Annotated in this window: 21 protein-coding genes; 12 read left to right on the top strand and 9 right to left on the bottom strand. The window is 69.8% G+C overall.

Annotated features, from left to right (window positions below; all coding sequences use genetic code 11):
• Nucleotides 1-152: 152 nt before the first annotated feature.
• Nucleotides 153-1292 (bottom strand): serine/threonine-protein kinase, encoded by a 1140-nt coding sequence (locus tag ACWF82_RS26910; protein ID WP_452505542.1) that lies wholly within the window; start codon nucleotides 1290-1292, stop codon nucleotides 153-155.
• Nucleotides 1293-1503: 211 nt separating this feature from the next.
• Here ACWF82_RS26910 and ACWF82_RS26905 point away from each other — a divergent pair, with 211 nt between their 5' ends.
• The 3 genes from ACWF82_RS26905 to ACWF82_RS26895 all read left to right on the top strand — a co-directional run bounded on the left by ACWF82_RS26905 (nucleotide 1504) and on the right by ACWF82_RS26895 (nucleotide 5118).
• Entirely contained in the window at nucleotides 1504-2253 is a 750-nt protein-coding gene (locus tag ACWF82_RS26905) for a hypothetical protein (RefSeq protein ID WP_452505540.1), read from the top strand.
• A 235-nt stretch (nucleotides 2254-2488) separates the two neighbouring features.
• On the top strand, nucleotides 2489-4060 hold the full coding sequence (locus ACWF82_RS26900) for a DNA polymerase Y family protein (RefSeq protein WP_452505538.1): 1572 nt from the start codon (nucleotides 2489-2491) through the stop codon (nucleotides 4058-4060).
• A 143-nt stretch (nucleotides 4061-4203) separates the two neighbouring features.
• Nucleotides 4204-5118 carry a sucrase ferredoxin gene (locus ACWF82_RS26895; protein ID WP_452505546.1) on the top strand — a complete coding sequence of 305 codons (915 nt, stop codon included), beginning with the start codon at nucleotides 4204-4206 and terminating at the stop codon, nucleotides 5116-5118.
• Between the two features lie 138 nt (nucleotides 5119-5256).
• Here the strand turns inward: ACWF82_RS26895 and ACWF82_RS26890 are convergent, their stop codons facing one another.
• Entirely contained in the window at nucleotides 5257-6228 is a 972-nt protein-coding gene (locus tag ACWF82_RS26890; RefSeq protein ID WP_452505536.1) for an SDR family NAD(P)-dependent oxidoreductase, read from the bottom strand.
• Between the two features lie 132 nt (nucleotides 6229-6360).
• Between ACWF82_RS26890 and ACWF82_RS26885 the strand changes: the two genes are divergently transcribed.
• The 6 genes from ACWF82_RS26885 to ACWF82_RS26860 all read left to right on the top strand — a co-directional run bounded on the left by ACWF82_RS26885 (nucleotide 6361) and on the right by ACWF82_RS26860 (nucleotide 13141).
• Complete coding sequence (locus tag ACWF82_RS26885; RefSeq protein WP_379038665.1) at nucleotides 6361-6816, top strand: hypothetical protein; 456 nt, start codon at nucleotides 6361-6363, stop codon at nucleotides 6814-6816.
• 66 nt (nucleotides 6817-6882) lie between these two features.
• Complete coding sequence (locus ACWF82_RS26880; protein ID WP_452505534.1) at nucleotides 6883-10338, top strand: error-prone DNA polymerase; 3456 nt, start codon at nucleotides 6883-6885, stop codon at nucleotides 10336-10338.
• Between the two features lie 77 nt (nucleotides 10339-10415).
• Entirely contained in the window at nucleotides 10416-11411 is a 996-nt protein-coding gene (locus tag ACWF82_RS26875) for a M48 family metalloprotease (protein WP_452505532.1), read from the top strand.
• Nucleotides 11412-11450: 39 nt separating this feature from the next.
• Nucleotides 11451-11693 (top strand): ribbon-helix-helix protein, CopG family, encoded by a 243-nt coding sequence (locus ACWF82_RS26870; protein ID WP_378850873.1) that lies wholly within the window; start codon nucleotides 11451-11453, stop codon nucleotides 11691-11693.
• Nucleotides 11690-12124 carry a type II toxin-antitoxin system VapC family toxin gene (locus ACWF82_RS26865; RefSeq protein WP_452505530.1) on the top strand — a complete coding sequence of 145 codons (435 nt, stop codon included), beginning with the start codon at nucleotides 11690-11692 and terminating at the stop codon, nucleotides 12122-12124. Before ACWF82_RS26870 ends, ACWF82_RS26865 begins: the two co-directional genes overlap by 4 nt.
• A gap of 42 nt (nucleotides 12125-12166) precedes the next feature.
• Nucleotides 12167-13141 carry a DUF4349 domain-containing protein gene (locus ACWF82_RS26860; RefSeq protein WP_452505528.1) on the top strand — a complete coding sequence of 325 codons (975 nt, stop codon included), beginning with the start codon at nucleotides 12167-12169 and terminating at the stop codon, nucleotides 13139-13141.
• A gap of 35 nt (nucleotides 13142-13176) precedes the next feature.
• On the opposite strand, the gene ACWF82_RS26855 is transcribed toward ACWF82_RS26860, so the two are convergent.
• From ACWF82_RS26855 to ACWF82_RS26845, 3 genes are all read right to left on the bottom strand, one after another.
• Nucleotides 13177-13602 carry a type II toxin-antitoxin system VapC family toxin gene (locus ACWF82_RS26855; RefSeq protein WP_452505526.1) on the bottom strand — a complete coding sequence of 142 codons (426 nt, stop codon included), beginning with the start codon at nucleotides 13600-13602 and terminating at the stop codon, nucleotides 13177-13179.
• Between the two features lie 25 nt (nucleotides 13603-13627).
• Nucleotides 13628-13855 (bottom strand): AbrB/MazE/SpoVT family DNA-binding domain-containing protein, encoded by a 228-nt coding sequence (locus tag ACWF82_RS26850; protein WP_379038658.1) that lies wholly within the window; start codon nucleotides 13853-13855, stop codon nucleotides 13628-13630.
• 93 nt (nucleotides 13856-13948) lie between these two features.
• Nucleotides 13949-14413, bottom strand: a complete 465-nt coding sequence (locus ACWF82_RS26845) for a tRNA (cytidine(34)-2'-O)-methyltransferase (RefSeq protein ID WP_452505524.1) — start codon at nucleotides 14411-14413, stop codon at nucleotides 13949-13951.
• 99 nt (nucleotides 14414-14512) lie between these two features.
• Here ACWF82_RS26845 and ACWF82_RS26840 point away from each other — a divergent pair, with 99 nt between their 5' ends.
• Nucleotides 14513-14839, top strand: a complete 327-nt coding sequence (locus ACWF82_RS26840) for a DUF3017 domain-containing protein (protein WP_452505522.1) — start codon at nucleotides 14513-14515, stop codon at nucleotides 14837-14839.
• Here ACWF82_RS26840 and ACWF82_RS26835 read toward each other — a convergent pair.
• Nucleotides 14832-15479, bottom strand: coding sequence for a nitroreductase family protein (locus ACWF82_RS26835; protein ID WP_452505520.1), 648 nt, complete (start codon nucleotides 15477-15479; stop codon nucleotides 14832-14834). The two genes, ACWF82_RS26840 and ACWF82_RS26835, sit on opposite strands and share 8 nt — an antisense overlap.
• A 69-nt stretch (nucleotides 15480-15548) precedes the next feature.
• On the opposite strand from ACWF82_RS26835, the gene ACWF82_RS26830 reads away from it, so the two are divergent.
• A complete protein-coding gene (locus ACWF82_RS26830) occupies nucleotides 15549-15923 on the top strand; it encodes a winged helix-turn-helix transcriptional regulator (RefSeq protein ID WP_452505518.1) in 375 nt (124 codons plus the stop codon).
• Between the two features lie 43 nt (nucleotides 15924-15966).
• On the opposite strand, the gene ACWF82_RS26825 is transcribed toward ACWF82_RS26830, so the two are convergent.
• Complete coding sequence (locus tag ACWF82_RS26825; protein WP_452505516.1) at nucleotides 15967-16926, bottom strand: oxygenase MpaB family protein; 960 nt, start codon at nucleotides 16924-16926, stop codon at nucleotides 15967-15969.
• A gap of 150 nt (nucleotides 16927-17076) precedes the next feature.
• On the opposite strand from ACWF82_RS26825, the gene ACWF82_RS26820 reads away from it, so the two are divergent.
• Entirely contained in the window at nucleotides 17077-17721 is a 645-nt protein-coding gene (locus ACWF82_RS26820) for a TetR/AcrR family transcriptional regulator (protein WP_452505514.1), read from the top strand.
• 1 nt (nucleotide 17722) lies between these two features.
• On the opposite strand, the gene metX is transcribed toward ACWF82_RS26820, so the two are convergent.
• Together metX and ACWF82_RS26810 are read right to left on the bottom strand one after the other, a co-directional pair.
• A complete protein-coding gene (metX, locus tag ACWF82_RS26815; RefSeq protein WP_452505512.1) occupies nucleotides 17723-18871 on the bottom strand; it encodes a homoserine O-acetyltransferase MetX in 1149 nt (382 codons plus the stop codon).
• On the bottom strand, nucleotides 18868-20184 hold the full coding sequence (locus tag ACWF82_RS26810) for a bifunctional o-acetylhomoserine/o-acetylserine sulfhydrylase (protein WP_452505510.1): 1317 nt from the start codon (nucleotides 20182-20184) through the stop codon (nucleotides 18868-18870). Before ACWF82_RS26810 ends, metX begins: the two co-directional genes overlap by 4 nt.
• Nucleotides 20185-20260 lie beyond the last annotated feature (76 nt).

Raw genomic sequence — 20260 nt, 5'->3', positions numbered from 1 at the left:
GCACCGGTGCTTGCTCCTTCGTCGCCTGCGCACCGGCGCCTGATCGGCGGGACGGCCGCGACCGCCGCTGCGCGGCGGACCCTCCTCGAGGTCGGGTCGTGCGGGGCTGGGAGTGCGGTATGGCGGACTCGAGTTGTGGTGTGCGAGTCGGTTTACATCACGGCGATGATGAGCGCGATCAGGATGACCAGGCCGATCAGCACACCAGCGCCGATGGCCAGCGGTGCGCCGTTGGGCAGGTTGTCCACGAAGCTGCCGGTGCGCTGCTGATGCTGCTGCTGCGCGGGCGGGGCGGACAGCGGCGCGCGCTGCGGGCGCGGCAGCGGTGCGGAGTGGGGGCTGCGCAGGCCGCTGGCGGAGTTGCGGGCCGCCCAGGAGGGAATGGTGCCGTCCTCGGTGCGCAGCGGCACACCGAGGATGTAGGCGGCGGTGCCGGGCCCGAAAGCCGCGGTGAGGATCTCGTCGCGGGCCTGGGCCATCGTCGGGCGACGCTGCGGCGCCGGCTCGAGCATGTGCAGCAGCGGCTGGGTGAGGATGCCGCTGCGGGTGGGCGGGATGATCCGGCCCATCGCGGCCCTGGTGACGACGTCGTTCTCGTCCTCGTCGAAGCCGAACGGCGGCTGGCCCTCTAGCGCGGTGTAGAGCGTCGCGCCGAGGGAGAACACGTCGCTGGCCTCGGTGGGCTTGGCGCCGCGGGCCACCTCGGGCGGCAGGTAGGCGGGGGTGCCGGTGATGGTGCCTTCGGGGTCGTCGCCGTTGGTGTCACCCGCGCCGCGGGAGATGCCGAAGTCGCTGAGCTTGGCCTTGCCGAGATCGGGACCGCGATCGGCGACGAGGATGTTGCCCGGCTTGATGTCGCGGTGCACGATGCCCGCGGCATGCGCGGCGGCGAGCGCGTCGGCCACCTGCGCGCCGATCTGGGCGACCTCGACCGCGGGCAGCGTGTCGACCAGCGCGAGCGCCTTGGCCACGCTGCGCGAGGGTAAGTACTCCATGACGAGCCAGGGTTCGCCCGCCTCGATCACCACGTCGTAGACGGCGATCGCGTGCTCGTGTGACAGCTTGGCCGCCACCCGGCCCTCGTGCACGATGCTGCTGCGGATTCGCTCGGCCTCGGCCTCGCTGAGGCCTGCCGTGGAGAGCACCTGCTTGATCGCGACTTCCCGGTTCAGCAGCCGGTCCGTCGCGAGCCAGACCGCACCCATGCCACCGCCGCCCAATTTCGACTGCAGGCGGTAGCGGCCCGCGACGAGGTAGTCGGGGCCGATATGGGGACGAGCACGTTCGGTCACGGGTGCGAGGGTAGTCGAATATGCCGATGACTGGCCGGTATCACGGCGCGCGGGTATAAGGGGCCCCGCTGTGGACACGCGCTGGGGGTGGGTGTCACCCTGGTCGCCATCGAACGTATATTCGAATACGATCGATAGCTGGAACGGTGCTGCTGTTCCGGCGCTGGGCGGTTCTCCGCTCGCGGGTCCATCGTGGAAGTAGGTGGTGTTGATGGGTTCGGATGCGTTGTCGCCCGAGGTGGCGGCCCGTGAGCGCACGCTCGACGACTTGCGCCGTCGGATGGCGTCGGTGCCGGGACGTGGCGAGTCCGCTACCGGTCACATACCGCGTGAGCAGCCACTACGTCGCGATCTGCTGCCGGTGCCTGGACCGCTGGCAGAACTGCTGCCCGACGGTGGGCTGCCCAAGGGTGCTGTGGTCGCCTACTCCGGCGCGCACTCGATGCTCTCGGGTCTGCTCGCCGCGGTGACCGGTAACGGTGGGCACGCCGCGGTGGTCGGCCTGCCCCGGCTTGGTTTGCTGGCTGCCGCCGAGATGGGCGCCCAGCTGTCCCGGCTGGCGGTGATCGCCGACCCCGGCCCCGATCCGGCCGAAGTGGCCGCCGTCCTGCTCGACGGGCTCGACCTGGTGGTCCTCGGCCTAGGAGGGCTCGCCGTCCCGCCAGCCCGCTGCCGGGTCCTCGCCGCCCGCGCCCGCAACCGCGGCGCCACCCTGGTCGTCGCGGGCGGCACCTGGACCAATCCGTCGCTGCGCCTGGACACCCGCGTCACCGGCTACCGCGGACTAGGCGCGGGCCGCGGTCGTCTGCGTTCGGTCTGCCTGGACGTGCGCGTCAGCGCCAAAGCGGGCCCACCACGGCACGGCCGCATCGACCTGTGCGCCAAGGCCGGTCGCACCGAATGGTTTGCGCGCGAAGCGGAGACCCGCGAGGTGGTCGACCTCAGGGAGGCCGTGTCGTGACCGCCCGGCGGTGGCCATCCGGTCAGGCGCCGATCGCCTGCCCGCCTGCCCCGCCGGGCTCCCGCGAGCAGGCTCGCTCGAGCGTCTCGCGCACCGAGGATGTCGCGGTCACCTGTTCGATCATGTTGTGTGCCGGGGGTATTCGGTCCGTCCCGATCGCAGCCGCTCACGTGATTGCCTCGGGCACCGAGGACGGCCGGTCCGCCCCAAACGCGGATGCCTGTGGTGACAGGCGATGACACGCGGGGAGCGTGTCCTGGCACTGCTGTGCCCCGACTGGCCCGCGGTGGCGGCGGCAGCGGCGGCCGGGGTGCCCGCGGATCGTCCGGTGGCGGTGCTGCACGGAAATCGGGTGGTGTCGTGCTCGGCGATCGCCCGTGCCGAGGGCGTGCGAGAAGGGGCGACCCGCAGGGAAGCGCAATCGCGCTGCCCCGACTTGGTTGTCGCCCAAGCTGATCCGGACCGCGATGCCCGCCTGTTCGAACCGATCGCAGGTGCCGTCGACGCGACGGTGCCCGGCGTCGAAGTGCTGCGCCCAGGACTCCTTGTCCTCGGAGCGCGTGGCGCCACACGGTTCTTCGGCTCCGAGGAAGCGGCGGCCGTACAGCTGATCGATGCCGTGGCGGTGGCGGGCGCCGAGGCGCAGATCGGCATCGCCGACGCCATGTCGACCGCGGTGCTCGCCGCCCGCCGCGTCGCGATCGTGCCGGTGGACGAGGGCGCGCGCTATCTGGCGCCGCTGCCGGTGGCCGAGCTGGCCGCCGAACCGGCCCTGGCCCCACCGGAACGCGCCGAGCTGGTCGACCTGTTGCACCGCTTGGGATTACGCCGCATCGGTGACTTCGCCCTGCTCGCCCCCGCCGACGTCGCCTCCCGCTTCGGCGCCGACGCGGTCGGAGCCCATCGCCTCGCCCGCGCACTGCCGGAGCGTCCGCCGTCGGCGCGGCGACCACCGCCGGAACTGAGCGTCGAACTCGACTGTGATCCGCCGATCGATCGCGTCGACGCCGCCGCGTTCGCCGGCCGCACCCTCGCGACCCGGCTGCACACCGCGCTCACCGCCGCCGGTGTCGCCTGCACCCGTCTCGCCGTCACCGCGCGCACCGAGGCGGGGGAGGAGCTCTCCCGCATCTGGCGATGCGCCCGCCCGCTCACCCCACCCGACACCGCCGACCGCATCCGCTGGCAACTCGACGGCTGGCTCACCCACCGCGACCGGCCGACCGCCCCGATCGTCGCGCTGCGCCTCGAACCGGTCGAGGTGGTCGCCGCAGGCGCGCTGCAGCTCGGGCTGTGGGGCGGGGAGGGCGAGGAGACCGAACGTGCCCGCCGCGCGCTGGTCCGGGTGCAGGGTCTGCTCGGTGGCGAGGCGGTGCGTGTCGGGGTGCTCAGCGGCGGCCGTGGTCCGGCCGAACGCATCACCATGATCGCCCTCGGCGACGAGCTCACCCCGGCCGCCGACCCGTCCCAGCCCTGGCCGGGCAGGCTCCCCGAACCGGCGCCGACCCTGCTGCTCCTGCACCGCCCCACCGTGCACCTGACCGCCGCCGACGGCACCGCCGTCGAGGTCACCGACCGCGGCCTGTTCACCGCCGACCCGGTCCGCCTGCACTGGGGCCGCAGGCAATGGGCGCTGCTCGGCTGGGCGGGCCCGTGGCCGGTGGACGAGCGCTGGTGGGCCGCCGCCGAACAGGCGGGTCCCGCCGCCCGCGCTCAAGTCCAGCTCGATGCCGAACCGACCGAGATCAGGGCCGTCCTGCTCGTCTACGACGCCGCTGCCTGGCATGCGGAGGGCGTCTACGAATGAGGCAGGCGGCATCCCCAGCTCACGGCCAGGCCGCAGGGCGCTTCACCACTGAACACCTTGCCGGTTCTACAGTGAAACGACGCCTGTTCCGGATCGGCCGGACGGATCGACCCGGAGGGAGCGTCGTGAACCCGTTCGAGAGCATGCTGTGCTCGGCTGCCGCGGCCGACCTCCCACTGCCCGGCACCGCGACCCACGTCACCGGCTGGTTGTGCATCGAGCATCCCGGCGCGTGGGGCCGTGACATGATCGGCGACGAGGTGCTCGGCCCGGAGATCACCGCCGAATTGGCCGCACGCACCTCGGCGGCCAAGGTCCGCCCGACACTGATCCGCCGCCCCGGCCGCAACGAGTTCACCGGCACCCGCACCGTCCTGCTGGTCAGCTCGCGTCCCGAGGGCTCGTGGTGCGAGCGGTTCGAGATCACCGACCTGCGCCAGCTCTTCGATATCGACCCGCACCTCGTCGACGGCCCACCGCCGGGAATCGGTGTGCGCGTGGATGATCCGCTGGTCCTGGTCTGCGCGCACGGCAAACGCGACCAGTGCTGCGCCCTGCTCGGCCGCCCGATCGCGGCCGCACTGGCCGCCGCCAACCCCGGCCGCGTCTGGGAGGCCTCCCACACCGGCGGCCACCGATTCGCCCCCGCCGTAGTCCTGCTCCCGTCCGGCCTCACCTACGGCCGCGTCGACTCCGCCGCCGCCGAGGAACTCCTCGCCGCCGCCGACACCGGCGAGGTCTCCCTGACCGGCCTACGCGGCCGCAGCTGCTACGACCCCATCGCCCAGCTCGCTGAAGTCGCTGTCCGCGAACAACTCCCACCCCTGCCTGCCGACGCCCTCACCGTCACCCCCGACCCGACCCCCGCCACCGACCCAGCCCTCGCAGGCGCCGCCATCGTCACCCACCGCGATGGCCGCCGCTGGCGAGTCACCGCCCGCACCGTCGCCGCCGCCCCACGCCAGGCGAGCTGCGGGGTCGCTCCGAAACCAGTCACCTACCTGGAATCCGCTGCGGTAGAACAACTTCCCGAGCTCGCCACCGCCCAGGCCGAGTAGGTGGCGGAACCGGCTCCCATGGAGCGCACCGCGGGTCGCGACCCCGGAAGAGGTCCTCGGACATGTGATCACCAGGCCCTGGTGTAGATCGGCTCTCGGCCGATGTCTCCGTGAAGGCCTGGTGATCAATGGTCCAGCTCACCAATGGGTGCCGGGGACCCAGCGGGCGGCGCGGCGGAGGGCGTTGCCGGTGGCTTTGCGGGCGGGGGACTTCGGTTTCGGTTCGCGGTGGCGGAATGGGGATTTCGGGGGTTCTTCGGTGGGGTCGGCCGATTCGCCTTTGGCCGCGGGGGAATCGGGGAGGGCCCGGTAGTAGCGGTGCATGAGGCGGGCGTGTAGTTTGGGGGTGAACAAGGCGCCGTATTCGGCGAAGGTGCCGAGGGGGACGTCGATGCGCTTGGGGCGTTCGGTGAGGGCGCGGACGATGGTGGCCGCGGCCCATTCCGGTGACTCGGAGGGGCCCTGGTCGCCGCTCGGGGCGATCATCGGGGTGCGCACCAGTGGCATGTGGATGGTGGTGAAAGTGACGCCGTCGGCGAGGGTTTCGATGGCGGCGACCTCGGCGAACTTGTCCAGGGCCGCCTTGCTGGCGAGGTAGGCGGAGAAGCGCGGGGTGGCGACCTGGACGCCGGCGCTGGAGATGTTGACGATGTGGCCGAAGCCGCGTTCGCGCATCTGCGGCAGCAGGGCAAGCGTCATCCGCAGCGCGCCGAAGTAGTTGACCGCCATGGTGCGTTCGAAGTCGTGTATGCGGTCGGTGGAGCGGTGGATGGCGCGCCGGATGGAGCGACCCGCGTTGTTCACCAGCATGTCCACGTGACCGTGCTGATCGAGGATCGCCTTGACGGTCGACTCGACGGATTCGGCGTCGGTGACATCGCACTGATAGCCGTAGGCCTGCCCGCCTGCGTCGGTGATCTCGGCGACCACGGCGGCCAGTTCGTCACCGCGGCGGGCGAGGAGGAACAGGACGGCGCCCTTGTCGGCGACCGCCAGCGCGGCGGCGCGCCCGATCCCGGACGACGCGCCCGTGATCACGACATGACTGCCGGCCAGATCGAGCCGTCGCCGACCACGACGACCCTGCGCACCGGAAGAAACCTGTGACATCACTGCTCCTTTGCAGCTCGTTCCCTCGAACTTACTCCAAAGTAAGTTCTGGGACCAGGTCTGGCGGGAAACTCGAAAATATGTTCGAGTCCCTCTCGCTAATGTTCGAACGTATGTGCGATACTTTGACCCATGGCGGACGATCGGATGGCGGATATCTATGCCGCGGTGCGGCTCGGCGGTGGCGACCCGGATGCGGCGCGCGCGGCGCTGACCAGGCTCTGGGACGAGGTAGGGGAAGGCGGCGACCCGTTGCATCGCTGCGTGATCGCACATCACCTGGCGGATGTGCAGGAGTTGCCGGAGGGTGCGCTGCTCTGGGATCAGCGGGCGCTCGGCGCGGTGTTCGGGCCCGGCATCCCGCTGGATGAGGGGCTGCGCGGGTTCCTGCCCTCGCTGTATCTGAACCTGGCCGACAGTCACCGCCGCGTCGGTGACTTCGAGATGGCGCGGATGCAGCTGGCCATCGCGCGCGGGCACCTGGACGTGCTCGCCAACGATGCCTACGGCGCGGTGATCCGGTCGGGACTGGGGCATGTGGAGGCCGCGCTGGAATCGCGGTCGATGGAGCGGTTGCCCGCGAGTTGAGGGGTCGGGCAAACGCGACCGAGCGGGAGGTGGATGTGATGCGGGGGTCGTGAGAGGAGAGGGCGCGTGGGCTGGAGCAACGGTCCGCCGACCTGGTCGGAACTGGAGCGGGTGCTCTCGGGCAAGCCGAGCCGTCGTCCTGCCGAGGAGATGCATCCCGGCGACGGCGGCGACAGCCCGGCGTGGTCGCGCAAACGCGGTGCCTACGAAGCGGATTCGATCGAACCGCCCGCGGCGCCGACGGTGCCCTACGCCGAGCTGCACGCCCACTCCGCCTACAGCTTCCTCGACGGCGCCAGTCAGCCGGAGGAGCTGGTGGAGGAGGCGGTGCGCTTAGGGCTGGAGGCGCTCGCGCTCACCGACCACAACGGGTTCTACGGGACCGTCCGGTTCGCCGAGGCGGCCAGAGAATGGGGAATGCCAACGGTTTTCGGTGCAGAACTGTCACTGGGAACCGATGCGGAGGCGGCGCCTGGCCGAGGGGATGCGGTCAGGCGCCGTTCTGTTCCCCGCGGTGGCCTGCGCGCCGATATCGCGGGCATCGCGGCGGACAGCGACGCGATCGGCCATGTCGATGCCCCGGATTCCGTGCCGCGCACCGGTTCTCCCGATCCGCGCGGCCCGCACCTGCTGGTCCTGGCGCGCGGTGAAGAAGGCTATCGCCGCCTGTCCAGGGAGATGGCCGCCGCGCACATGGCCGCGGGCGAGAAGGGCGTGCTGCGCTACGACTTCGACACGCTCACCGCGACGGCGGGCGGGCACTGGCACATCCTCACCGGCTGCCGGAAGGGCCACCTGCGCAGCGCGCTGGAGCGGGATCTGCGCGAGGGCGCGACAACCCTGCCGAAAGCCGAAGCGGCCCTGCGTGATCTGATCGAACGCTTCGGCGGCGACCGGGTCGGCGTCGAACTCACCCATCACGGCATCGCCACCGACGACGAACGCAACGCGTATCTGATCGCGCTCGCCGATCGCCTCGGTCTGCCGGTCCTGGCCACCACCGGTGCGCACTTCGCCGGCCCGTCTCAGCGCCGTCGCGCGATGGCACTGGCCGCGATCCGGTCGAGGAGCAGCCTCGACGAGATGGCGGGCTGGCTCGCGCCGACCGGCGGTGCGCATCTGCGCTCGGGCGCGGAGATGGCGCGGCTGTTCGCCGACCATCCGCAGGCGGTGGCCAATGCCGCGACCCTGGCCCGGGAATGCGCGTTCGACCTGCGCCTGATCGCCCCGAAGCTGCCTCCGTTCGACGTGCCCGCCGGGCATGACGAGGACTCGTGGCTGCGCGAGCTGACCCTGCGCGGCGCCGCCGAACGCTACGGCCCACCGGAGCGGAACCCGCAGGCGTACCGGCAGATCGAGCACGAGCTCGCGGTGATCGAGAAGATGACCTTCCCCGGCTACTTCCTGGTGGTGCACGACATCGTCAAGTTCTGCAAGGACAACGACATCCTGTGCCAGGGCAGGGGCTCGGCGGCCAACTCCGCGGTCTGCTACGCCATCGGCATCACCAATGTGGACCCGGTGGGCAACAAACTGCTGTTTGAGCGGTTCCTCTCGCCGGAGCGCGACGGGCCGCCCGATATCGACGTCGACATCGAATCGGATCGGCGCGAGGAGGCCATCCAGCACGTCTACGCCAAGTACGGCCGCGACTACGCCGCCCAGGTGGCGAACGTGATCACCTATCGCGGTAAGTCCTCGGTGCGCGATGCCGCACGGGCACTCGGCTTCTCGCCGGGTCAGCAGGACGCGTGGAGCAAGCAGGTGAGCCGCTGGTCCGGGGTCGCGGCGGAGACCGGCACCGATATCCCGGCGCCGGTGCTCGAGCTCGCCGGTGAACTCGACGGCCTGCCACGGCATCTGGGCATCCACTCCGGCGGCATGGTGATCTGTGATCGGCCGATCGCCGACGTGTGCCCGGTGGAGTGGGCGCGGATGGCGGGGCGCAGTGTCCTGCAGTGGGACAAGGACGATTGCGCCGCGGTCGGTTTGGTCAAGTTCGATCTGCTCGGCCTCGGCATGCTCTCGGCGCTGCACTACATGATCGACCTGGTGCGCGAGCACAAAGGTGAGACGGTCGAACTGCACGCGCTCGACCTCGCCGAACCGGGCGTCTACGAGATGTTGCAGCGTGCCGACTCGATCGGGGTGTTCCAGGTGGAGTCGCGCGCGCAGATGGCGACACTGCCGCGTCTGAAGCCGCGCACCTTCTACGACCTGGTGGTCGAGGTGGCGTTGATCCGGCCCGGACCCATCCAGGGTGGCTCCGTGCATCCCTACATCCGCAGACGCAACGGGAAAGAGCCGGTCGTCTATGACCATCCGGCACTGGAGAATTCGCTCGAACGCACCCTCGGCGTCCCGCTGTTCCAGGAACAGCTGATGCAGATGGCCGTCGACGTCGCCGGGTTCACCCCCGCCGAAGCCGATCAGCTGCGCCGGGCGATGGGCTCCAAGCGCTCGCCGGAGAAGATGGAACGGCTGAAGGGCCGGCTCTACGAAGGCATGCGTGAGCTGCACGGGATCACCGGCGCGGTCGCGGATCGCATCTACGAGAAGCTCTACGCCTTCGCCAATTTCGGTTTTCCGGAAAGTCATTCGCAGAGCTTCGCCTCGATCGTGTTCTACTCGGCCTGGTTCAAGCTGCACCATCCGGCCGCGTTCTGCGCGGGACTGCTGCGCGCTCAGCCGATGGGCTTCTACTCGCCGCAGTCGCTGGTCGCCGACGCCCGGCGCCACGGTGTGCGCGTGCACGGGCCCGATATCAACGCCAGCCTGGCCGAGGCCACCCTGGAGAACGCGGGCACCGAGATCCGGCTCGGCCTGTCCGGCGTCCGCCACATCGGCGCCGATCTCGCCGACCGCATCGTCGCCGAGCGCGTTGCCTCGGGCCCGTACACGTCGATGCTCGACCTGACCGGCCGCGTGGAACTGACTGTCGCGCAGGCGGAATCACTCGCCACCGCAGGCGCATTGGATACCTTGGTCGACGACCGCGGCAGCAGCGTGCGCAGGACTGCGCTGTGGGCTGCCGGCGCTGCGGCGGGCGAGCGTCCGCATCTCCTGCCCGGCACCGGCCCGGCGACCGTCGCGCCGTCGCTCCCCGGCATGAGCGCACTCGAACTCGCCGCCGCCGACGTCTGGGCCAGCGGCATCTCACCCGGCAGTTACCCCACCGAATTCCTGCGCGCACACCTGAACTCGCTCGGCGTCGTCCCCGCCGCCGACCTGCTGCTCGTCGAAGACGGCACCCGCATCCTGGTCGCGGGCGCCGTCACCCACCGCCAGCGCCCGGCCACCGCGGCGGGCGTCACCTTCCTCAACCTGGAAGACGAGACCGGCATGGTCAATGTCGTCTGCTCGGTCGGCCTCTGGACCCGCTACCGCCGCCTGGCCCAGACCGCCACCGCACTGCTCATCCGCGGCCGGGTCCAGAACGCCGAAGGCGCGGCCAGCCTCCTCGCCGACCACCTCGAACAGCTCGACCTCACCATCGTCGCCCGCTCCCGCGACTTCCGCTGACCGCCAGCCGAATCGATCCCGGACATCCGGGAATCGGTGGGGTATCAAGGAAGTGAGGCGGCGATTCTGGGGGCCACATGTCGAATACCGAGCAGAACACGCTGTCGGTGACCTACCGGCAGAGCTACCGCTGGGCCGTGGCCGAGCTGGCGGCATCGCTACCGTCGATCGTGCTCAGCGGCTGGGTGCTGGTGGGAACCGCTGCGCTGTCGGCGAACTGGGTTGCGGTGCTGATCGCCGTGCTGTGGGTGGGTTCGGGTCCGCTGGTGATGTGCTGGCGCAGGCTCGGGCTGGGGGCGATGGCGCTATGGTCCGCGCGGAATCTGCCCGCGGAATACGAGCGGGTGAATCGGGCGTGGGAGATGGTCGCCGATGCCGCCGGTGTCCCCGCCGCCACGTCCACGGTGTGGGTCATCGGTTCCGATGCGGTCAACGGCGGCGTCCACATCGGGGGCCATATCACCGTCACCCGGCATGCCGTCGAGGTGTTCACCCAGCGTCAGCTCGAAGCGCTGCTCGCCCACGAACTGGGGCACCGATGGCAGGGCACGGCCACCTGGCGCTCGGTGATTCGTTGGTACCGAGGCCCTTTCGACGCGCTGGTACACGTCGCTTTCCTGCCGGCCGACCTGCTCATGGGTCGCGCGCTCCCGCACCTGTCCGCGATCGCGGACCGTGTCGTCGCGGCGCTGCGCTACTCGTATCCCGGTCTCGTGCTCGGCAGCTGCCTGATCGCGGGCCCGAGCATCGTGGCCTACGCCACCACGGCCTGCCTGGTCTTCCTGGCGCTCGCCGTCCTGCTCGGCCCGTGGGGCTCCGCACTCGCGCTGACCCTGGCCGCCGCCCAGCTACTCGCCCGTCCCCAGCTCTCACAACGCCTCGAATACCTGGCCGACCGCGTCGTCGTCGACCTCGGCTACCTCGACGACTTCCGCTTCGTCCTGCAAGTCCTGCACAACCACGTCCCCGGCCCGACCGGCCGCCGCACCGAAATTCCGGGCCCGCTGTCCACGCACCCTCACCTCGACGCCCGCCTGGCAGCCGCCGAACAGTACGCCCGCCGCCTCTGCTGACCTGCGGTTTCGTGGTTTACGGGTGGTACCATATGTGGCATGATCAAGACGACCGTGTACCTCCCCGAGGAGTTGGAGGTCCGGCTCGATGCCGAAGCTGCCGCGACCGGGGTCAGCAAGGCTGAACTCATCCGACGGGGGATCGCCATGCTGCTCGACGCTTCCGAGGTGCCCAAGAACGACGCGCCGTTGCCGGTATTCCGCAGCGGCCGCGCCAGGACCGCCGACGAGATGGATCAGGCGATCTATGACCACATCAAGTCGCGGTCGGCTCGTCGATGATCATCGTCGCCGACACTTCCGCTCTGTTCGCCGCGTTCGACGCCGATCAGCCCGAGCATGAACAGGCGCTCGCGGTCATGGCATCCGAGACCCTGGTGATCTCGCCGCTCGTCATGACCGAGCTGGACCATCTCGTGCACCGCGATCTCGGTTTCGAGGCGGCGATGCAGGTCACCGAAGCACTGATGGCCCGCATGCTCGACGGGCGCTACCGGCTCGCCGAGCTCAAACATGTCGATCTGGCCGCGGCCCAGCTCATCCGGGCCAAGTACGAGGGGCTTCGCCTCGACCTCGCCGACGCGGTCGGTGTAGCGCTGGCCGACAAATACCGGACCAACACCATCTTCACCCTGGACCAGAGCGACTTTCGCGCGATCGAGCCGCTCACCCCCGGTGTCGACGCGTTCCGCATCCTTCCCGCCGACCTCTAGCGGCTGCGCCCGCTCGCGGCGTCGGCGCATTACGCTGCGAGCATGCGCAAGCTTGCCGTGGTGATGGTCGGGGTGTTCGGGCTGTTGTTCCTGGCCGGGTGCGGGGACGACACGAGCGAGAGTCAGGCCGATCGCGCGTCCTCGCCGATGATCTCGGGGCCTGCGTCCGCGGTGGCGCCGGGGTTCCGGGAGGGGGCGCCGTCGAAAGAGGCTCCTGCGCCGTCGGATTCGGCGAATCGGAAAGAGGTGATCACCGGCTCGGTCGACATCACCGCCGACGACCCGATCGGCGCCGCGGCGACCGTCACCGAGCAGGTGCGCGCCATGGACGGCCGGATCGACAGCCGCACCGAACAGCCGGGCACCGACGACCGCACGGCACGCGCGGTGCTCAGCGTGCGGGTGCCCGCCGACAAGACCGACGCCTTCATCACCGGGCTCGGCGGGATCGGCACCGTCACCGAGGTCAGCACCAACCGCGACGACGTCACCATGCAGTGGGAGGACCTCGACGCCCGCATCCGCGCACTGCAGGCCTCCGTCGACCGGTTGCGCGCGCTCATCGCCGGCGCCACCAACACCGCCGACCTGATCGCCGCCGAGGAAGCGTTGTCGAGCAGGCAGGGCGAGCTCGACAGCCTCACCGCGCAGAAGCGTTCCCTCGACGACCAGGTCGCGCTGTCCACGCTCACCATCACCCTCACCGCCGACGACAAGAAGGCGCCCGGCGACCCGGACAATTTCTGGGACGGCATCGTCGCGGGCTGGAACTCGCTCGTCGACTGGTTGCGCGACGCGGTCGTGTTCGCGGGCAAGGCGGTCCCGTGGCTTGGCTTCCTCGCCGTGCTCGGCGGCGTGCTCTGGCTGGTGCTGCGGACCGTGCTGCGCCGTCGCCGCCCCACCGTGGCGCCTGCCGCGAAATCCCCCGCGGCCGAGACCACCTCGCCGACCGCGGGACACAAGAAGGAAGCGACCGATGCCGACCGTACGGGCGACGATCAAACCGAACAGCCGTAAAGGCCCGCTTCAAACGCTTCGACGTCGATCTCTGACTACTCGCCGTCGGGAGTGATCAGCGGCACCCGTGGGAAGTAGGTGCGGAACCGGGCAGCGTCTCGAGTGAGAAGCCGATAGCCCGAATATGCCGCATGCGCCCCGATGTAGAAGTCCGGGAGTGGGCTGCGTTTCTCCCCGCCTCGCCGCCGGTATGCGACGAACGCTTTACTGGCCACGAATCCGGCCTGAAACGGCAGAGGGATTCGCTCGAGATCGGCCTCCGGGATGGCTTCGTCGAGATCTTCGATGGTGTCGAAACCTCCGGCGACCTCGGCGTAGATGATCGGATTGATGACCGTCGGTCCGGCATCTCTTGCTTCGGCCAGGGCGTCATCCGACCAGTCCGCCCACTTGGGGTCGTCGGTGAGTACATCGAGGAGGACGCAGGAGTCCACCAGGGTGATGGGCTGCTCATCGGCCACTCGCAGCGGACGGGCCCTGCGACTGCTAGTCGCCACGGAAGAGTTCCATGAGCTCGTCTGTGCTCATGCTCGTTGTCGCCCGGCCGCGCATGTGTCCGGTCAGCCGCTTCCCGCGGCGCTGCGCGCCCTCGCGGCGCACGATCTGCAGTGCGTTACCGACCTCGATGACCTCGACCTCATCGCCCTCCTCGAAAGCGAACTTTCGTCGGAGCTCGGCGGGAATCGTGACTTGTCCCTTGCTGTTCAAGCGCACCGCGCACCACCTCGTCCTAGAGAACGGCAGAAAAGACACGTATTACGTGCGATACGTGTCTCATTGTACGGCGTGGACTACGGCGACGACAGCTCATACCGCACCGGGGAAGCCCAGCTGGCGCCACGCCTCGTACACCGACACCGCGGCCGCGTTGGACAGATTCATCGAGCGACGCCCAGGCAGCATCGGGATGCGCACCTGCTCGGTGATCTGCGGATCGGTCAGCACCTCCGCCGGTAGTCCGGTGGGTTCGGTGCCGAACAGCAGGGCATCGCCGTCGCGATAGGCGACATCGGTGAAGCGGGTGGTGGCCTGGGTGGTGAACGCGAACACCCGCCCAGGCTCGATGGCCGCCCACGCCGTCGCCAGGTCGGGATGCACCGTCACCACCGCGAGGTCGTGATAGTCCAGTCCGGCCCTGCGCAGTTTCGACTCCGAGAGGTCGAAGCCGAGCGGTTCGATCAGATGCAGCGCGCAACCGGTCCCCGCTGCCAGCCGGATCGCATTGCCGGTGTTGGGTGGGATCACGGGGTTGTGAAAGATCAGGTGCAGCACAGCGCATCACTCTGTCATGCCGGGCTCGCGCGCTCGGCTCGCCCCACCGATCGGGCTCGGGGCGCCCGCCCTGCGGCCGCGTCTGGAACAATCGGCGCCGTGAACAAGGCGGAGACGACCGGGAAGCATCGGGTCGTGCGGTTGAGCGCGGGGCAGCAGTACCTGCGCAGTCATCTGCCGATGACCGTGGTGAGCGCGCTGATCCTGGTCGCTGTCGTGTTCGTCGCCTGGGATCGGTGGCGGCGCGGCGCGATCATCTTCGGCAGCGCGGCCCTGGTGGCCGCCGCGTTCCGGCTGTGCCTGCCGACCGTGCAGGTGGGGCTGCTCGCGGTCCGCAGCAAGCCGTTCGACGTGGCCACCCTCACGGCACTGGGCAGCGCCATCGTCTTCCTCGCCGCCACGATCAACACCCTCGGCGTCAGCTGAGCGCCGGATAGCGCTCGGCGAACACCGCCCGCTCGCGCGGCCTGCGACCCGGGTGCGGCGGGGTGGCCGCGCCGTAGCCGACGGTGACCATGACCGCGATCGCCAGATCCGCGTCCGCGTCGACGCCGATCGCCTGTTTCACCAGCTCGGCGTCCCACCCGTTCATCGGCGCCGAGGCGAGCCCGAGACCGGTCGCCGCGAGCATCACATAGGTGGCGGAGATCATCGCGTTCTTCACGGCGTTCTCACGCAGCAGCCCGCGCTCGCGCAACGAGTGATATTCGGCGCGCGAATCGAACATCGCCTGAAACCGCTCGTTCCACGCCCCGTTCCGCACGGCTTGCTCGGCGATATCGGTGTTGGCGGATGTCCAGGCCGCCGGATCGGCGACGAACACCAGCACCGCGGGCGCCTCCAGCGGCTGCGGCTGACCGAAAGCCGCCTCCGACAATGCCTTCCGGCCGTCGTCGCTGGTCACCACGACGATCGAGCGGTCCTGCATGTTCCAGGCGCTCGGGGCTTGCACGGCCAGGTCGAGCAGTTCTTCGAGCAGTTTGGGGGCGATGGGATCGGGCCGGTAGTGGCGGACGGTGCGCCGGGTGCGGATGGCTTCGGCGACTGACAGTGTCTGCGTGATCATGATTCCTACTATCGGAGAGTCACTCTCCTTTGGGAAGTAGGCACCTAAAAGTGCGTTAGAATCGGCTGGGTGCGCACAGTTCATGAAGCGACCGGCCTGCCCGCCGACGTCTACTCGGCCAAATGTCCGACCCGCGAGGTCCTCGACCACATCGCGGGCAAGTGGACGGTGCTGATCGTGGACGCGCTCGCCGACGGCACCCTGCGCTACACCGATCTGCGCCGCCGGATCGACGGCATCTCCCAGAAGATGCTCACGCAGACCCTGCGTCAGCTCGAGCGCGACGGATTCGTCGCGCGCACGGTGTATCCCACGGTGCCGCCCCGGGTCGAGTACACGCTCACCGATCTCGGTCACAGCCTGTGCGAACCGATCGCGGCGCTGCGGGAATGGGTCGAGACGAATATCAATCACATCGAGAAGGCCAGGCGCATGTCGCCCTGACCGGGCCGCGGCCCGGCGTGGCGGCGGCCCGGAGCCGAATCGATCAGGCGGATTCGGCGGGCGCGGGCTGCTCCCACAGGCTGCGGGTGCCCTGGCTGCCGTAGAGCTCGCGGGCCTGCCGCGGGGTGATCGTCGACGGGGTCCGCGGCGGTGCGGAGTGGGCGTGGGCGGCGAAGATCGCGCCGGTCATCGGGGCGATGAACGGGGCGGCCGTGATCAGGACCCGGTTGTCGCGGCGGGCGGCGGTCCAGGCGATCACCTTCGCGGGGATCCGGACGAGCGGGTCGACGACGCGCGGCATGGCGAAACGGCCGAGCTTGCGCATCCACATCGGCAGGGACGGGATGGTGGCCAGCGACAGCAGCCTGCTGCCGATCGCGAAATGCCAGCCCTTGCCCGGCGGTGTCCACAGCAGGTAGTGCATGCCCTCGATCGCCCGCTCGGAGACGCACAGCTGCGGCCGGACCCGCTCGAAGTAGGCGTGCACTTCGTCGCGGTTGCGCGGCACATCGGTGGGTTTGCAGGTCTGCAGCTCGGCGGCGATCACGCACTCGGCCCAGTAGCGATCCTCCTCCTCGGGGCTCAGCGGTCCCGGCCCGTACATCTCGTAGCACTCGAGCACCGAATGCCAGCCGGTGACGTGGATCCACAGCTGGGATTCCGGGTTGTTCGCGCTGTAGCGCTTGCCGCTGATCGGCTCGATGCCCGTCATCGGCGCGTGCACCTTCATCAGGTGCTCGGCGGCCTGGATGGCGGTGCGGCCGTCGCCGAGCGCGACCAGCACGAAGTAGGCGAGTGTGTGGTCGAGGCGGGTCGCTGGGTTGTCGTAGATCCCCTGCGAGTCGGCGACCGCGGCGGTCAGGAACGGGTCGAAGTGCTCGAGGGTGACCGCCCGCTGGAAACCGATCAGCGCGGTCGGCGATGCCCACACCTTCCAGCTGGGGGAGCCCGGCCCGAAGAAGCCGTAGTCGTCGCGGCGCAGGGCGGACGGATCGAAAGCCATTGCACGTGCTCCTTTGCAGTGCCGAGGCGAACCTCACATTTGAATACAACGCAACCGTAGCAATGGTGCGATGCGAATACAACGGTTGCGTAGGATTGATGCCGGGAGTCCACCGCCGGGGTATCGTCCAGGCAACGACAGGAGGAGCGCGTGACCGCGACGCAGGAGCAACGGCCGCGGCGCCGCTATGCCCCGCGCCTGCCGCCGCACGAGCGGCGCGCCCAGCTCCTCGACGCCGCCTTCACCGTGCTCGGCCGGATGGAACTGCACGAACTGAGCATGGAAGCCGTCGCCCAGGAGGCCGGCGTCGGAAAACCGGTGCTGTACACCGTGTTCAAGACCCGCGCCGAACTCGTCGAAGCCCTGCTGGAACGCGAACGCGAACGCGGGCTGGAGCAGATCGCCGACACCCTGCCGGAGGACCTGCTCGACACCGATCCGGTCGCCGCCGCCTCGGCGACGGTCGAAGCGTTCGTCGGAGTGACACTGGCGAATCCGACGCGCTGGCGGCTGATCCTGGCGACCCCGGCCAGCGCTCCCGACGAATACCGTGCCGCCTTGCGCGCGGCCCGCGCCGACATCCTGGCCCGCGCGGAATCCCTTGTCCGCGTCGGTATCGCGATGTCGCCGCGCTGGTCGGGGATGGACGCTGGACTGCTCGCGAACTCGACGCTCACCGTCGCCGAGATGCTCGGCAGGCTCGCGGTGAACGAGCCGCGGGAGTATCCGCGCGAACGGCTTCAGGAGTACGTCCGCTCGATCGTCACCCTGCTGACGGGTACGGCGAGAGACTGAGTCAGCGGCTCTCGCGGGCCAGGCGCATCGTCTCGGTGAGCAGCTTGGACACCGCGGCGGCCTCGGTCAGGAAGCCGTCGTGCCCGTCGCGCGAGACCACGATCTCGAGACCGGCGCAGCCGGGCAGACCCTCGGCCAGCTCGGCCTGGGTGTGCAGGGGGTAGAGCCGATCGGAGTCGACACCGCCCACCACGCACGGGACCGAGGTCGAGGCGAGCGCGGCGGCGATCCCGCCACGGCCGCGACCCACGTCGTGCCGGTTCATGGCCTCGCTGAGCAGCACATAGGTGGCCGGATCGAACCGCTGACAGAGCTTCTCCGCCTGGTGCTCGAGGTAGCTCTGCACCGCGTAGCGGCCGCCCGTCCACGGGTCTTCGTCGCCCTGGGGCTGATTGGTGAAGCGGTGGTCGAGCTCGCCGTCGGTGCGGTAGGTCAGGTGCGCGATGCGCCGGGCCAGGCCCATGCCGGTCATCGGGGCGCGGCCGGTGCCGTGATAGTCGCCGCCCTGCCAATCCGGGTCGGCGGTGATGACGGCCATCTGGGTGGTCTGGGTGCCGATCTGATCGGCGGTGGCGCGGGCGCCGACGGCCAGCACGAGCGCGGCCGCGACCCGCTCGGGCTGCCCGACGATCCACTCCAGCACCCGCATGCCGCCCATCGACCCGCCGACGACGGCGCCGAGCCGCTCGATCCCGAGCAGATCGAGCAGCTGCGCCTCGGCGGTCACCTGGTCACGGATGGTCAGATCGGGAAAGCGCGAGCCCCACGGCGTGCCGTCGGGCGCGAGCGAGGACGGGCCGGTGCTGCCTTTGCAGCCGCCGAGCACGTTGGTCGCGATCACACACCATTCGTCGGTGTCGATCGGCGCGCCGGGCCCGACCATGCCCTCCCACCAGCCGGGCTGCGCGTTGTCCGCGCTGGCGATGACATGCGAGTCACCGGTCAGCGCGTGTTCGACGAGCACCACATTGTCGAGAGTGGGCGAGAGCTCGCCCCAGCGTTGCACCGCCAGCCGCACATCGGGGAGCACGGCGCCGTTCTCCAGCGACACGTCCCCGATGGCGACCACGCCGAGTCGCCCGTCCGGCGGTGGCAGCAGGGCCACACCGGTTGCGGGACGGGCGATCGGCGATTCGGTGCTCACAGTCACGTCGTCGCCGCCGCGAAACCCGCGCGCAGATCGGCCAGGATGTCGTCGATTCCCTCGATGCCGACGGCGAGCCGGACCAGCCCCGGAGTGACGCCGGAGGCCAGTTGCTCTTCGGGCGTCAACTGCGAGTGCGTGGTCGATGCCGGGTGAATCACGAGAGAACGCACATCACCGATGTTAGCGACATGGCTGTGCAGGCTTAACGCGTCCACGAACTTCTTGCCCGCGTCGACACCGCCGCGCAGCTCGAACGCGACGATCGCGCCCGCGCCCTTGGGCGCGAGCTGCTTGGCCCGCGCGTACCAGGGCGAGGTCTCCAGACCCGCGTAGTACACGGCCTCGACGCCCGGCTGCTCGGCGACGAACTTCGCCACGGCCTCGGCATTGGACACGTGCCGTTCGACCCGCAGGCTCAGCGTCTCGATGCCCTGGGCGATGAGGAACGCGTTGAACGGCGACACCGCCGCACCCAGATCGCGCAGCAGCTGCACGCGGGCCTTCAGCGCGAAGGCGGGCGCGCCCAGGTCGGCGAACACCGCGCCGTGGTAGCTGGGATCGGGCTCGGTGAAACCGGGGAAGCGCGCGTTGCCGTCGGCGTCGCGCACGGTCCAGTCGAAGGTGCCACCGTCGACGATCGCGCCCGCGACCGCGGCGCCGTGCCCGCCCAGGTACTTCGTGGCCGAGTGCACGACGATGTCGGCGCCGTGGGCCAGCGGCTGGATCAGGTACGGAGTCGCGACGGTGTTGTCGACGATCAGCGGGATGCCCGCCTTGTGCGCCACCTCGGCGATGCCGGGGATGTCGAACACGGCGCTGCTCGGGTTGGCGATGGTCTCGCCGTAGAAGGCCTTGGTGTTGGGCCGGATGGCGGCCTGCCACTGCGCCAGGTCGTCGGGATCCTCGACGAAGGAGACCTCGATGCCGAGCTTGGGCAGCGAGTAGTGGAACAGGTTGTACGTGCCGCCGTAGAGGTGCGGGCTCGACACGATGTGGTCACCGGCACTGGCCAGGTTCAGGATCGCGTAGGTCTCGGCGGCCTGGCCCGAGGCCAGCAGCAGCGCCGCGACGCCACCCTCGAGCGCGGCGATGCGCTGCTCGACCGCGTCCTGGGTTGGGTTCATGATCCGGGTGTAGATGTTGCCCGGTTCGGCGAGACCGAACAGCGCGGCGGCGTGGTCGGTGTCGCGGAAGGTGTAGGAGGTGGTCTGGTAGATCGGCAGTGCCCGCGCGTTGGTGCTCGCGTCGGGTGCCTGGCCCGCGTGGATCTGCTTGGTCTCGAAGGACCAGTTCTCGGGCAGGGCAGAGTCGGTCATGAAATGCTCCAGGATTGTTTGCCGGTGTCTCGCGTCAGCTGGGTCGGATCGACGGACAACAACACATGGGGGCCTC

It is taken from the genome of Nocardia sp. NPDC055053 (assembly GCF_053608285.1).
This window is presented reverse-complemented; position numbering and strand designations above follow the sequence as displayed.